This window comes from Micromonospora sp. NPDC005806, from assembly GCF_042871425.1.
GTDB lineage: Bacteria > Actinomycetota > Actinomycetes > Mycobacteriales > Micromonosporaceae > Micromonospora.
In genome coordinates, this window is sequence record NZ_JBIAIL010000027.1 from 55682 (window position 1) to 69142 (window position 13461).

General features: G+C 71.4%; 14 protein-coding genes. 7 read left to right on the forward strand and 7 right to left on the reverse strand.

All coding sequences use genetic code 11. The annotated features are described in order from the left end of the window. Window position 1: 1 nt before the first annotated feature. Window positions 2–1237, reverse strand: coding sequence for a PucR family transcriptional regulator (locus ACFYOS_RS24820; RefSeq protein WP_387146106.1), 1236 nt, complete (start codon window positions 1235–1237; stop codon window positions 2–4). A 107-nt stretch (window positions 1238–1344) separates the two neighbouring features. Here ACFYOS_RS24820 and ACFYOS_RS24825 point away from each other — a divergent pair, with 107 nt between their 5' ends. The 4 genes from ACFYOS_RS24825 to ACFYOS_RS24840 are packed head-to-tail and all read left to right on the forward strand — an operon-like array spanning window position 1345 to window position 4876. Beyond that, window positions 1345–2250: a class I SAM-dependent methyltransferase gene (locus tag ACFYOS_RS24825; RefSeq protein WP_387146109.1), complete on the forward strand. Its 906-nt coding sequence runs from the start codon at window positions 1345–1347 to the stop codon at window positions 2248–2250. 55 nt (window positions 2251–2305) lie between these two features. After that, on the forward strand, window positions 2306–3307 hold the full coding sequence (locus ACFYOS_RS24830) for a hypothetical protein (RefSeq protein ID WP_387146112.1): 1002 nt from the start codon (window positions 2306–2308) through the stop codon (window positions 3305–3307). Continuing rightward, complete coding sequence (locus ACFYOS_RS24835; protein ID WP_387146115.1) at window positions 3304–3957, forward strand: hypothetical protein; 654 nt, start codon at window positions 3304–3306, stop codon at window positions 3955–3957. Before ACFYOS_RS24830 ends, ACFYOS_RS24835 begins: the two co-directional genes overlap by 4 nt. Before the next feature lie 16 nt (window positions 3958–3973). Next, window positions 3974–4876: an inositol monophosphatase family protein gene (locus ACFYOS_RS24840; protein ID WP_387146119.1), complete on the forward strand. Its 903-nt coding sequence runs from the start codon at window positions 3974–3976 to the stop codon at window positions 4874–4876. A gap of 61 nt (window positions 4877–4937) precedes the next feature. Here the strand turns inward: ACFYOS_RS24840 and ACFYOS_RS24845 are convergent, their stop codons facing one another. From ACFYOS_RS24845 to ACFYOS_RS24870, 6 genes are all read right to left on the reverse strand, one after another. Further along, window positions 4938–7337, reverse strand: coding sequence for an ATP-binding cassette domain-containing protein (locus ACFYOS_RS24845; RefSeq protein WP_387146122.1), 2400 nt, complete (start codon window positions 7335–7337; stop codon window positions 4938–4940). A gap of 354 nt (window positions 7338–7691) precedes the next feature. After that, on the reverse strand, window positions 7692–8102 hold the full coding sequence (locus ACFYOS_RS24850) for a VOC family protein (protein WP_387146125.1): 411 nt from the start codon (window positions 8100–8102) through the stop codon (window positions 7692–7694). A 5-nt stretch (window positions 8103–8107) separates the two neighbouring features. Further along, window positions 8108–8557, reverse strand: a complete 450-nt coding sequence (locus tag ACFYOS_RS24855) for a helix-turn-helix transcriptional regulator (RefSeq protein WP_387146128.1) — start codon at window positions 8555–8557, stop codon at window positions 8108–8110. 97 nt (window positions 8558–8654) lie between these two features. Next, complete coding sequence (locus ACFYOS_RS24860) at window positions 8655–9071, reverse strand: arsenate reductase ArsC (RefSeq protein ID WP_387146131.1); 417 nt, start codon at window positions 9069–9071, stop codon at window positions 8655–8657. After that, the gene (locus ACFYOS_RS24865; protein WP_387146134.1) at window positions 9068–9805 is read right to left on the reverse strand and encodes an aquaporin; all 738 of its coding nucleotides are present in this window, start codon (window positions 9803–9805) and stop codon (window positions 9068–9070) included. The genes ACFYOS_RS24860 and ACFYOS_RS24865 overlap by 4 nt, the downstream gene beginning before the upstream one ends. After that, window positions 9802–10173: an ArsR/SmtB family transcription factor gene (locus ACFYOS_RS24870; protein ID WP_387146137.1), complete on the reverse strand. Its 372-nt coding sequence runs from the start codon at window positions 10171–10173 to the stop codon at window positions 9802–9804. The genes ACFYOS_RS24865 and ACFYOS_RS24870 overlap by 4 nt, the downstream gene beginning before the upstream one ends. 119 nt (window positions 10174–10292) lie before the next feature. Here ACFYOS_RS24870 and ACFYOS_RS24875 point away from each other — a divergent pair, with 119 nt between their 5' ends. The 3 genes from ACFYOS_RS24875 (at window position 10293) to ACFYOS_RS24885 (ending at window position 13457) form a co-directional block, all read left to right on the forward strand. Then, window positions 10293–10751, forward strand: a complete 459-nt coding sequence (locus ACFYOS_RS24875) for an ArsI/CadI family heavy metal resistance metalloenzyme (RefSeq protein ID WP_387146140.1) — start codon at window positions 10293–10295, stop codon at window positions 10749–10751. A 301-nt stretch (window positions 10752–11052) separates the two neighbouring features. Beyond that, window positions 11053–11496: a recombinase family protein gene (locus ACFYOS_RS24880; RefSeq protein WP_387146143.1), complete on the forward strand. Its 444-nt coding sequence runs from the start codon at window positions 11053–11055 to the stop codon at window positions 11494–11496. Next, the gene (locus tag ACFYOS_RS24885; RefSeq protein ID WP_387146146.1) at window positions 11493–13457 is read left to right on the forward strand and encodes a zinc ribbon domain-containing protein; all 1965 of its coding nucleotides are present in this window, start codon (window positions 11493–11495) and stop codon (window positions 13455–13457) included. Before ACFYOS_RS24880 ends, ACFYOS_RS24885 begins: the two co-directional genes overlap by 4 nt. The last annotated feature ends 4 nt before the right edge of the window (window positions 13458–13461 follow it).

Here is a 13461-nt window from a genome sequence, read left to right on the forward strand (position 1 = left end):
GCTACCCGGTGGGGCCGGGCAGCGGGTGGTGCGGCCAGTCGAGCGCCCGCGCGCCGTACACCGCGGCCTGCAGGGTGAACCGGTCGCCCGGGTCGTTCGGGTCGTACCCGCTGAGCGTCCGGATCCGGCTCAGCCGGTAGCTGACCGTGCGTACGGACACATGCAGCCGGCGGGCCGCCTCGGTGGCAACGCCGCCGGTGGCGAAGTACGCGTCGAGGGTGTCCAGCAACGGCTGGACGCCCCCGCGGGCGTGGCGCAGCGGGCTGAGCACCGCCTGCACCAAGTCGACCATGGCCGGCTGGTCGCGCAGCAGGACGCGGTGGACGAGCAGGTCGTCGGCGTGGATGACCGGCGTCCGGGTGTTCAGTCGCTGCGCCATCGTCAGCGCCTCGCGGGCCTCCTCGTACGAGCGGGCGATGCCGTACAGGCCGGGGTGCGGGCGGCCCACCGCCACCTGCCACGGGCCGCCGCGCGGCAGGCGGTCGAGTTCGGCGTGCATCAGCCGCCCGAGGTCGCCGACCGGCTGCCGGCCGCGGGCGCCCCGGTCGGGGGTCACCGCGTCGGCGGGAGCGATCGCCACCAGCAGCCCCTCCTTCGTGGCCACCAGCACGTCGCGGTCACCGAGCCGGTCGAAGATGACCGCCTCCAGGGCGCTGATCGCGGCGTCGGTGTCGGGCAGCCGGCGGCTGGGCGCGGCCAGCGCCACCTGGTGCACCCTGGCCAGGTCCAGCCCGAACGGCTCGGCCCGCTGCACCAGGCCGCCCAGGTCGGAGTCGCCGCGCAGCAGGTCGTCCACGAGTTCCCGGCGCAGCGTCTCCTCCCGCCGCACCAGCTCGCGGCGGGCCGCGGCGTAACCCTCGGCGAGGGTGGCCACCGCGCTGTCCACGACGTGCAGCACGGCCTCCGCCGATGCGCGTACCACCTCGCTGTCGCCGGATGTGGTCAGCTGCGGCAGCTGCTGCCACAGCCGCCGGGCCGCCGACAGGTACAGCCGGACCGCCCGTCCGGCCGAGACGCCCTGCTCGGCGGCGCGTCGCCCGAGCACACCCACGGCGTCGAGTTCGGCGCGACCGGGCCGGCGGCCGGTCACCGCCGCCTCGGCCAGCAGCGACAGGTAGTCACCGAGCAGGTCGACCGGCACGCCGCCGGCGTCGGCGCTGGCCGCGCGGGCCACGGCCGCCAGGCACGCGTCCCGGTCCGGCCCGCCCGCGGGACCCCGCCGGATGCCACCGGTCATCGCCGCCGCTCCTCCTGGCACCCTGCCGCTCCCCGTCCCGGCCAGCTTACCGATGACGCCGGGGCGATCGCCGACAGTGGCGGGACCGCTACCCGCCGAGGTTGCCGGTGGCTCTCGACACCGTCATGCCGGATGTGCGCCGGGACGGCCGGACGGTGCGAGGCTGGACGCCGGGCGCGGCCACGTGCCGCCGCCGGGCGACGACCGCAGTGGAGGGTGCGATGGCCGAGCCGTCGATCGGGGTCCCGTCGCGCAGCGCGCAGGCGCACGGCCGCCGCGCCAACCGGCGTAGCTACTACGACGGCGCACAGGTCAACGGGTACGTCGACGATCCGTACCATCGGATCCGGCGGGCGGTCGCGGCCCGGCTGATGGTCGACGGCGTCCTCGGTGGCGGACCCGTGCTGGAGTTGGGCTCCGGTCCCCGCAGCATGCTGGACCCGGCGGAGCTGCCCGGCCCCCTGGTGGTGGCCGACATGGCGGAGGCCGCGCTCGGCGACGCCCGCCGGTCCGACGGCGGCCGGGCGCTGCCGGTCTGCCTGGACGCCACCCGCGGCCTGCCGTTCCGCGCGGGCAGCTTCGCCGGGCTGCTCACCGGGGAGCTGATCGAGCATGTGTACGACCCGGTGGCGCTGCTGCGCGAATGCCACCGGGTGCTCGCCCCAGGGGGCCTGCTGGTGCTCACCACCCCGAACCTGGCCCCCGTGCAGGACCGGCTGGCGTTCCTCTTCGGACGGGCTCCCCGCCAGGTGGATCCGCTGCACCCGTACCTCTGGCTGCACATCCGCCCGTTCACCGCGTCGCTGCTGCGGCGGGTGCTGTGCCGGGCCGGTTTCACGCCGCTGGCGATCCGCTCCAACCACGTCGGCTGGCGGTTGCCGGGTGGGCGCTGGGTCACCTCCCGGCTGCTCGCCCGCCTCGCGCCAGGGCTCGGTGGCTCCCTGATCTGCGCGGCCCGGCGGGGCCCCGATCCGCCGTCACCGAGGGTCACCATTCCGCCGAACGGTGAGTGATGGCGATATTGACAAAGGGCTATCATGGGGGTTCCGTCGTCGACCGGGGGATGTCATGACGCGCCTGTTCACCTGGGTCGTCAAGAACCTCGACGCGTTCATCGGGCTGCTCATCGCCGTGATCGTCGCGGTCCTCGGGCTGACCAACACGGTCAGCCAGGGGGTGGTGAACAGCGCCATCCTGCTGATCCTCGCCCTGCTCGCGCAGGCCATGCTGCGCGACCGGCTGCGCCGGGAGACCGCCGAGTACCAGGTGCGGAACGTGCTCACCGACACCCGGGAGCGGCTCACCGACCTGGTGCCCCAGATGCGGGAGATCACCGGGCCGGAAGGCGCGCTGAACCGGGCCCGGGAGGCGATCGACAGCGTCTCCATGGTCCGCGTGCTGCACGGCAGCGAGGTCGGGCAGGCGCTGGCCGAGGCCCGCCGGCACACCGACCGCTGGACGTTCAAGGGTGGCACCGGCACCTACACCCGGGCGGTCACCCTGCCCGAATGCCTGGAGCAGGCCCGGCGCCGCAACGCCACCCTGCACGTCGCCCTCGAGATCATCGACCCGACCGACGAGGCGGTCTGCGAGCGGTACGCGCGGTTCCGGCGCAGCCTCGCCCCGGACCCCCGCGAGGAGCGGTGGACCGTCGACCGCACCCGCAAGGAGTCGTACGCCACCGTGCTGGCCGCCTGCTGGCACCTGCAACGCACCGGGCTGCTCACCATCGACGTGCGGCTCTCCGCCCAGATGACCACCTTCCGGTACGACCTCTCGTCGACCTGCGTCATCATCACGCAGGAGAATCCGCAGACCCCGGCGCTGCGGATCGACCGCAACGAGCTCTACTACAACCGCTACAACATCGAGCTGCAGTACAGCCGCGAGCAGAGTCGACGGGTGCCGATCGAGGCCGCCGCACAGGTCAAGCTGGACGACGAGCCCTCGGTGGAGCAGGTTCGTCGGCTGTTCACCGCGCTCGGGCTGCCGCTACCCCGGTCCTTCGGCGACCGGGAGGTCGCCGACATCGTGGGCCGGGCCATCCAGGCGAGGAACCCGTACGCATGATGAGCTACGCCGACCTCGAACGGGAGATCGACCGGGGCGCCCGGCCGGAGTTGTTGCGCGGCTGGGTGCTGGACGTACTCGACGACGTCGCGCACGGGCGGCGGCCGCTGCGGGCCGTCCGCCACCCGCTCGGCTTCACCTGCCTGCCGGTGGAACGCGCCGGCCCGGACGGCGTCTGCGTACACGCCTGGCCGGCCGACCCGCGACCGGTGCGGCCGACCACGTCCACGATGCACTCGCACAGCTGGGACCTGCTCAGTCACGTGCTGCACGGGCAGGTCCGCAACGAGCTGATCGAGGTGACCGACGCGCCGGTCAACCCGGTCTGGCGGGTGTACGAGGTGCACAGCCGCGGCGACCTCGACGAGATGGCCGCCACCGACCGGCTGGTCACCGCGGTGACCGCCACGGTGGAGACGCACTCGGCCGGCGACTCGTACGCGCTGCGCGCCGGCGGCTTCCACACCTCGGAGGTGGACCCGGGCCAGCCGGCGGTGACCGTGGCGCTGGGCCGGACCACACCCGGCGCCTGCGACCTGAGTCTCGGCGCGGTGGACGGGCGCAGCCACCGGGTCCACCGGGACCGCTGCGACCCGATGGAGACCGCGCGGGTGGCGCGGCAGATCGCCCGACTGTTGGCACCGGGCTGACCGGCTTGGAGGAGCCATGGACGTGGAGCCGAGCAGAGACACGCCGGACCTGCGCGACGCGCACCGGTTCGCGGTGGAGGCTGCCTGCGCCGCCGGGCGGCTGCTGCGCCGGGGCACCCGGGGCGAGCTGCACGCCCGGGCCAAGAACGCCTCCGGCGACCTGGTCACCGACCTGGACCTGGCCGCCGAACGGCTGATCGTCGACCGGATCCGGGCCCGCTGGCCCGGGCACGGGGTGATCGCCGAGGAGGGCGGCGAGTACGCCCCCGACGAGTCCTGGGCGTGGCTGGTCGACCCGCTCGACGGCACCAACAACGTGGCGATCGGGCTGCCCGCGTACGTGGTCGGGATCGCGCTCTGCGAGCGGGGCTCGCCGGTGCTCGGCGTGGTGCACGATCCGGTCGCCGGCCGCACCTGGTCGGCCGTACGCGGCCAGGGCGCATTCGTGCACGCGGGCGGCGAAACCGGCCGGCCGCTGCGCGCGCCGCAGCGGCCGGTGCCGGCGGCGCCGGTGCTCGCCTGGACCCAGGGTCACGAGGTGCGCCGGGACGACAGCACGGCCCGCGCCCTGAAGGTGGTGCTCGACTCCACCGCCCGGCGGGTGCTGCAACTGTGGGCACCGCTGCTGTCCTGGGTGATGCTGGCCCGCGGCGACATCGACGGCATCGTCGGCTACCGCCCGGAGGCGGTCGACCTGCCGGCCGGGATGCTGCTGGCCGCCGAGGCCGGCATCGTGGTCCGGGCCCTCGACGGCGGCTGCTTCGACGACCGGTACGGCTGCCCGGCCGAGCGGCGCAGCTTCGTCGCCGGCCCGCCGGAGACCATCGACCGGCTGGTCAAGCTGGTCACCGCGGCCCAGTGGATCGAGCCGCAGGTGCGCCGGCTCACCCCGATCAGCCTCACCTCGGTCGGCTGGTGAGCAGGGCCGCTCACGAGCTCAATGGGCTGGGGAGCGAGAGCGGGCTCTCGCTCCCCTCGCCTCAATCGCTGGTGCCGACGTAGGCCGCGAGGTGCTCGCCGGTGAGGGTGGAGCGGGCGGCGACGAGGTCGGCGGGTGTGCCCTCGAAGACGACCCGGCCGCCGTCGTGGCCGGCGCCGGGGCCGAGGTCGATGAGCCAGTCGGCGTGTGCCATGACCGCCTGGTGGTGCTCGATGACGATGACCGACTTGCCGGAGTCGACGAGCCGGTCGAGCAGGCCGAGCAGCTGCTCGACGTCGGCGAGGTGGAGGCCGGTGGTCGGCTCGTCAAGGACGTAGACGTCGCCCTTCTCGGCCATCTGGGTGGCCAGCTTGAGCCGCTGCCGCTCGCCGCCGGACAGCGTGGTGAGCGGCTGGCCGAGGGTGAGGTAGCCGAGTCCGACGTCGGCGAGCCGGTCGAGGATCTTGTGCGCGGCCGGCGTGCGCGCCTCGCCGGCGCGGAAGAACTCCTCGGCCTCGGTCACCGACATCGCGAGCACGTCGGCGATGTTCCGGCCGCCCAGGGTGTACTCGAGCACCGACGCCTGGAACCGCTTCCCTTCGCACTCCTCGCAGGTGGACTCGACGGTGGCCATCACGCCCAGGTCGGTGTAGATGACACCGGCGCCGTTGCAGGTGGGGCAGGCGCCCTCGGAGTTGGAGCTGAACAGTGCCGGCTTCACGCCGTTGGCCTTCGCGAACGCCTTGCGGATCGGGTCGAGCAGGCCGGTGTACGTCGCGGGGTTGCTCCGTCGCGAACCGCGGATCGCGCCCTGGTCGATCACCACCACGCCGTCGCGGCCGGCGACCGAGCCGTGGATCAGTGAGCTCTTGCCTGAGCCCGCCACCCCGGTGACGACGACGAGCACGCCGAGCGGGATGTCGACGTCCACGTCCTGCAGGTTGTGGGTGCCGGCGCCGCGCACCTCCAACGCCCCCGACGGTGTCCGCACCGACGGCTTGAGGGAGGCGCGGTCGTCGAGGTGGCGCCCGGTGAGCGTGCCGCTGGAGCGCAGCCCGTCGACCGTGCCCTCGAACACCACCTCACCACCGGCGGTGCCGGCGCCCGGGCCGAGGTCCACGACGTGGTCCGCGATGGCGATCGCCTCCGGCTTGTGCTCCACGACGAGCACCGTGTTGCCCTTGTCGCGCAGCCGCACCAGCAGGTCGTTCATCCGCTGGATGTCATGGGGGTGCAGGCCGATGGTGGGCTCGTCGAAGACGTAGGTGACGTCGGTGAGCGAGGAACCGAGGTGGCGGATCATCTTGGTGCGCTGCGCCTCGCCTCCGGAGAGGGTGCCTGACGGCCGGTCGAGGGAGAGGTAGCCCAACCCGATCTCCGCGAACGAGTCGAGGAGGTGCTGCAGCCCGGTGAGCAGTGGGGCCACCGACGGCTCGTCGAGCTCGCGGACCCACTCCGCCAGGTCGCTGATCTGCATCGAGCAGACGTCGGCGATGTTCTTTCCCTTGATCTTCGACGACCGGGCCTCCTTGCTGAGCCGGGTCCCGTCGCACTCGGGACAGGTCGTGAAGGTCACCGCCCGCTCCACGAAGGCGCGGATGTGCGGCTGCAGGGCGTCGACTTCCTTGGACAGGAACGACTTCTGGATCTTCGGGATCAGCCCCTCGTACGTCAGGTTGATCCCCTCGACCTTGATCTTGGTCGGCTCCTTGTGGAGCAGGTCGTGCAGTTCCTTCTTGGTGTACTTGCCGATTGGCTTGTCGGGGTCGAAGAAGCCGCTGCCGCGGAAGATGCGGCCGTACCAGCCGTCCATGCTGTAGCCGGGGATCCTGAGCGCACCCTCGTTGAGCGACAAGCTGTCGTCGTACAGCGCCGGCAGGTCGAAGTCGGTGACCGAGCCCATGCCCTCGCACCGCGGACACATGCCGCCCAGCCGGGTGAAGGTGGCCTTCTCCGTCTTCGTCTTGCCTTCGCCGCGCTCGACGGTGATCGCACCGCTGGCCTTCACCGACGGGACGTTGAAGGAGTACGCGTTGGGCGAGCCGACGTGGGGCTCGCCCAGCCTGCTGAAGAGGATGCGGAGCATCGCGTTGGCGTCGGTCGCGGTGCCGACCGTGGAGCGGGGGTTGGAGCCCATCCGCTCCTGGTCCACGATGATCGCCGTCGTCAACCCGTCGAGGACGTCGACCTCCGGCCGCGACAGCGTCGGCATGAAGCCCTGCACGAAGGCGCTGTACGTCTCGTTGATCAGCCGCTGCGACTCCGCGGCGATCGTGCCGAACACCAGAGAACTCTTGCCCGAGCCGGAGACGCCGGTGAACACCGTCAGTCGGCGCTTCGGGATCTCGACGCTGACGTCTTTGAGGTTGTTCTCGCGCGCGCCGTGCACGCGGATCAAATCGTGGCTGTCGGCAACGTACAGCGCAGGCGACTGCGTGTCCGTCCTCGTGGCCATGCTCATCGTGTCTCCATGTGGTGGGCGGGGCCGCCTGCGCGGTCTCCGTCGGCCTTCGAGCGTTATGTCTGGTCTGGGTCGTCGGCGCGGTCGCTGCTTACCTGATGGGCGGTGTCGGTCGGGGTGGCGCGACGCCGTTCGCTGACGCTGGTCGGGTCGCGCTCGGCGCAGGAACCACCGTATCCACGCAGCTTCGGCCCGTGGAACCCCGGTGGCCCCGGCCACGTGCCCCGCCCGGCCGGGGCGTCAGACCAACCAGCGGCCGTCGGGCATCTCGTTCACCTCGCGCCAAGCCCGGGTGCGGCGCCGGGAGATGCGGAACCAGCGGTACGGCGTGGCGAGCGCGCGCCGCTCGACGGATCAGCGCAACTGCTGGATGCGGATCATGTTGCCCGCGGGATCGCGGAACGCGCAGTCGCGGATGCCGTACGGCTGCTCGGTCGGCTCCTGGACCACCTCGGCGCCGCTGGCCGCCAGCTTCTCGAAGGTGCCGTCGAGGTCGGCGGTGGCCAGGTTGACGCCGAAGTAGCTGCCCTTGGCCATCAGATCGAGGATGGTGCCCCGCTCGTCGTCGGTGATGCCGGGGTTGGCGGCCGGCGGGTGCAGGACGATGGACGTGTCGGGCTGGCCGGCAGGGCCGACCGTGATCCAGCGCATCCCCTGGTATCCGACGTCGTTGCGGACCTCGAAGCCGAGGGTGTCGCGGTAGAAGGCCAGGGAGGCGTCCGGGTCGGTGTGCGGGAGGAAGCTCGAGTGAATGGTGATGTCCATGGCAGTCACGCTAGTTGCGGCTCGGTGGCCGGTGCTTCTCGATTCCTGATCGGTCTGGTGACCTGTTTCGCCACGCAGGACGGCATCCCCGCTGTCGCGTCCGCCGCCTGGACTCGGTAGACGCTGGGCGGCACGCCGACCAGCTCGGTGAAGCGACTGCTGAAGGTGCCCAGCGACGAGCAGCCGACCGTGAAGCAGACCTCGGTGACGCTGAGATCGCCACGACGCAGCAGCGCCATCGCGCGCTCGATGCGCCGCGTCATCAGATAGGAGTACGGCGACTCTCCGTAGGCGAGCCGGAACTGGCGGCTGAGGTGCCCGGCCGACACGTTCACGCCCCGGGCGAGCGCCTCGACGTCCAGCGGCTGCGCGTACTCGCGGTCGATCCGGTCGCGGACACGGCGCAGCAGCGCGAGGTCGCGCAGGCGCTGCTCTGCGGCGGGTTTGCTGGTCACCTGCCGATCGTGCCACGTCGCACCGCGGAACGACTCGCGGTATGCCCGTCGGTGCGTACCTGCGCGCTCGTACCGGCTCGGGATGCAGCCCTCAGCGTCAACGTCTCTCGCCCTCGGCCCGGAGATCGGTCAACAGTGCCGTGACCCGGCTCCTGATGTCGTCCCGGACCTGGCGGACCACGTCGAGGGGCTGGCCGGCCGGGTCGGTGAGTTTCCAGTCCTCGTAGCGCTTGCCGGGGAACACGGGGCAGGCATCGCCGCACCCCATGGTCACGATGACGTCGCTGGCTTCGGCGGTGTCCCAGGTCAGCCGGGCCGGGCTCCGGCCGGTGATGTCGATGTCGACCTCGCGCATGGCTTCGACGGCGACGGGGTTGATCTGGTCGGCGGGCTCGCTTCCGGCGGAGCGGACTTCGACAGTGTCGCCGGCGAGGTGGCGGAGCCAGCCGGCGGCCATCTGCGAGCGGCCGGCGTTGTGGACGCAGACGAACAGGACGATGGGCTTGTCGGTCATCGAGCTTCGGTCTCCCGGTTGAGGTGGGGCACCACCACGGCGTCGGCGGCGTCTCCGGCGTGCGGGTACCAGGCGGCGAGGGCGGCGACGGCGACCAGGCCGCCGACGAGCTGGGCGGCGATGAAGCCGGGCACCGAGGTCGGGGTAATGCCGGCGAAGGTGTCGGTGAACGCCCGGCCGATGGTGACGGCGGGGTTGGCGAACGAGGTGGACGAGGTGAACCAGTACGCCGCACCGATGTAGGCGCCCACGGCGGCCGGGGCGGCGGAGGTGCGCCCGCTGCGGGCGAGGGCGAAGACCAGGACGACCAGACCGGCGGTGGCGACCACCTCGGCCAGCCACAGATTGCCCCCGGTCCGATCCGTCTGCGACCACGAGACTGCGGGCAGCCCGAACATCAGGTCGGCCAGGACCGCTCCGGTGATCGCGCCGCCGACCTGGGCGGCGGTGTAGGCGGCGAGGTCCCTCGCGGTCAGACCGGTGCCGGCCCGGCGGCCGAGCCACCAGTCGACGGCGGAGACGACCGGGTTGAAGTGCGCGCCCGATAACGGGCCGAAGGTCAGGATCAGCGCGCCCAACGCGAGGGCGGTGGCGATCGCGTTTTCCAGCAGCTGGAGCCCGACGTCGGCAGGGGAGAGCCGGGCGGCGGCGATCCCGGACCCGACGACGGCGGCGACCAGCAGGGCGGTGCCGGCGAACTCCGCCGATGCCCGCCGCGGCAGGGCGAGGCTCACGCGGCGCTGCCGGCGGCGGTGGCGGAGATCTCCAGCAGCGCCCCGAGCTGGCGGAACGCCTCCGGCTTCACCCGGTACCAGACCCAGGTGCCGCGCCGTTCGGAGTCGACCAGGCCGGCCTCTCGCAGCACCTTGAGGTGGTGGGAGATGGTCGGCCCGGACAGGTCGAATGCCGGGGTCAGGTCGCAGACGCAGATCTCCGGCACCGAGGCGATCATTGACATCAGCCGCAGCCGGACCGGGTCACCCAGGGCCTTGAACATCGGCGCGACGACGGCCGCCTGATCGGCGTCCATCGGGCTGGCCGCGATCGGGGAGCAGCAGGCGACCGCACTCAGGTCCACCACCGGCAGGGTCTGTTTCGACATGCCTCTAGGTTGACAGATCTGAAAACAGGGTACAACGTGGGGCCTGCTTCGAAAAACATCTAGACAAGGACGAAGCGATGATCAAGCTGTTCCGTCGCCGTCCCGTCAGGAGGAGAACCATGTCCCGTGTCCAGCTCGCCCTGCGGGTGTCCGACCTCGAAGGCTCCGTCGCCTTCTACTCGAAGCTGTTCGGCGTCGAACCGGCCAAGCGTCGCCCCGGCTACGCCAACTTCGCCGTCGATAACCCGCCGCTGAAGCTCGTCCTGCTCGAAGGTGAGGCCGACCAGCCCACCGTCCTGGACCACCTGGGCGTCGAGGTGTTCAGCACCGAGGAGGTCGCCGCCACCACCACCCGCCTCACCGACGCCGGCCTGATCACCCTGGCGGAGAACGACACCGAGTGCTGCTACGCCCTCCAGGACAAGGTCTGGGTGCGCGGCCCCGGCAACGAGCCCTGGGAGGTTTACACCGTCAAGGCCGACTCCGCCCAGCTGGAAAAGGCCGCCGAGAGTTCCTGCTGCACCCCGCAATCCGGCAGGGAGCCCGCAGCCAGCGGAACCGCCGGGCGCTGCTGCTGACCGTCACGCTCTGCACGCCCGTCCTCGATGGGGGGCGGGCGTGCGGCCTTCCCGCAGCTCTGTCGACCGGGCCGGTGGAGGCTAACTGATCTGATTAAGAATCCTTAGTGATCGTAGAGTGATCGTGTGGAACTTCTTCGGCTGTCAAAGGCCGCGAGGCGTCTCGGCGTTCATCCCGTGACGCTTCTTCTTTCGGCTGATTCGGGGAAGATTCCAGTGACTTGGGTCGGCCCGTGAGCGGCGGTTCTCCTCGATTGATGTCGAGGCGATGAAGGTGTCCACGGGCGGTGAGCGTTGTCGTTTGGAGGGCCTGTACGTGCGGGTCTCCGGCTCCAGTGGGCAGGAGTCCTCGTTGGAGGCGCAGGAGAACGCGCTGCGGGCCTCGGCCACCGGCGAGATCGTCAAGGTCTTCCGTGACCGGGCCTCGGGCTTGCGGGAGGACCGGCCCGGCCTCAACGTGCTGCTGCGGGCGGTTGCCGACGGAAGCGTCACCGTGGTCCGCGTCACGCATGAGGACCGGCTTGCAAGGTTCGGTGTCGGCTGGTTCAAACACCTGCTCGCCGTGCACGGGGCCACCCTCGAGGTGCTCCACCCGAAGAAGCTCGGTGGGCGGGAAGAACTCCTCGAAGACTTCGTTTCGTTGGTCACGACGTTCGCCGGGCGCCTGTACGGGATGCGGTCGGCGGAGAATCGGCGTCGCCTGCTTGCCGAGTCCGGGCAGTGCGTGGACGGTGGTGGCCGGTGAGCCGGAAGCTGCCGCTCGCCGAGGGCGAGACCTCTCGTACCGCGTGTGCCCGCGCCGTGCTGCGGGCAGGGGTGGACGAGAAGTCCGGCGAGGTCCTCCCTGCGGCCGTGCTCGCGGAGCGTGTGGGCTGGTGCGCCGACCTGGTGGCGGGGATGGTCTCCGCGTTGCTGGCTGAGCAGTGGAACGCAGGCGAGGTTGATGTGCTCGCCTGCGGTGAGGACGCGGGTGGCCGGAAGTTGCCGTCGCACGCCTGGATGGCTCTGCGGCGCCTGGGCTGGACCGTCACCGCCCCGGAGGGCGTGAAGGTCAACGACCGGATCGTGCGTATGGCCCAGGAACAGGCCGGGCGTGCTCTTCGTTCGGTGAAGTGGCGTGCTGACCTGACCGCCGGGGTCCTGTCGACCTGGCCAGCCGATCCGCGCAAGCGCACTCCGCAGGAGTGGGAGCAGGTACGCAGGGCGGTTCCGGGCGGAGAGCATCTGCCGTCTGGCGTCATCACGTCCCGCACTCGGCAGGCCGCCACGTTCCTTGCCGCGCATGGCCGCCTGCCGGTGGACGTGTTCGAACTGGAAGGCACCCCGAAGGTCCCGCGGATGCTGCTGCTGGCCACCTGTGACAGGCAGCAGGCCACCATCGAACGCAGCGAGACCGACCCCAGCAGGGTGCTGCTGAGGTTGCAGCTTCCCTCACGACCGGATCCGCGGACCTACCGGGACTGGACGTGGGTAGCCTGTCCGATCACCCTGCCGCCCACAGTCCCTGCGGGCGCGGTTGTGCACCTGCCCACCCTGCGTGCCGCGGGCGGCAAGGTGCGCGCCGATATGGCATACACCCACGCCGTGCCGAAAGCCCGGCGCACCGGTCATACGGTCGGGCTCGGCGTGGACTGGGGCCTGAACACCTTGTTGTCCGCCGGAGCCCTGCGACTGCACCCCGACGGCCGGATCACCGCTCTGGGGGCAGGTGCTCAGTTCCGGGCCGCCGGCGTCCTCGCGAAGCAGCACCGCCTCCGCCGCCACAGTGAGCGGCTGCACGCCAAGGCCGACCACTACCAGCGGCTCATCGGCGATAACGAGCAGCATCTACTCGTCGGCAAGCAGGCGGTACTGCGCGACGAGATCCGCCACGTGTCCCAGCGCCGCTCGAACCTGAACGACGCGCTCGCCTGGGCCGCCGCCAGGTGGGCCGTGGACCAGGCGATCGCCGCCGGGGCGACCGTGATCTATCTGGAAGACCTGCGGTCGATGGAAGCCAAGGGCATGGGCCGCACCATGAACACGCGGCTGTCCCAGCAGGTGCGCGGGCAGATCACCGACCGCATGCGGCACCTCGCCGCCGAGGCCGGTATCGCCGTCGTCACCGCGCCCGCGCAGAACACCTCCAAACACTGCCCCCACTGCCTGACCCCGCTACGGCACCGCAAAGCCCCCGACAAGCCGACCGCCGCGGGCTGGAAGTGGGCCATCTGCCCCAACCAGTCCTGCCGCTGGCAGGGCGACCGCGACAACGGAGCATGGCGCCGCATCGCGGCCCGCGGCCTGACCCACCAGACCACGACCATCACCGACAACAACAGCGGGCAGATGGTGATCCGCGCCGTGGTCGACAAGCTCGAAGCCTCAGCGGTCATCACAAGAACCAGTCGGACCGACCGGTCGAAAACTGGCCCCACCCGACACAAGCCACCACGCCCCGCGCCCAGGCGACGCAGGGCACCCTCCCCCACCCGGCCCCACAGCCGAGCTGGCAAGCGTCCGGAGGGACACGCACCAACGGACCGGACCCGGCTGCCCCGCGCAGCCCACCGACACCAGGGCGCGACGACGATCAGCACACCCACCACCGGCCACCAGCCGCGAGGAGCAGCACTGGGCGCGGGATTCCACCTGCATGCCCATGCTTCCCCACCCAGATGGGAAACGATCCCGGACACTCAGTCCAGCTCAGGATCGCTTAGCTGATCAG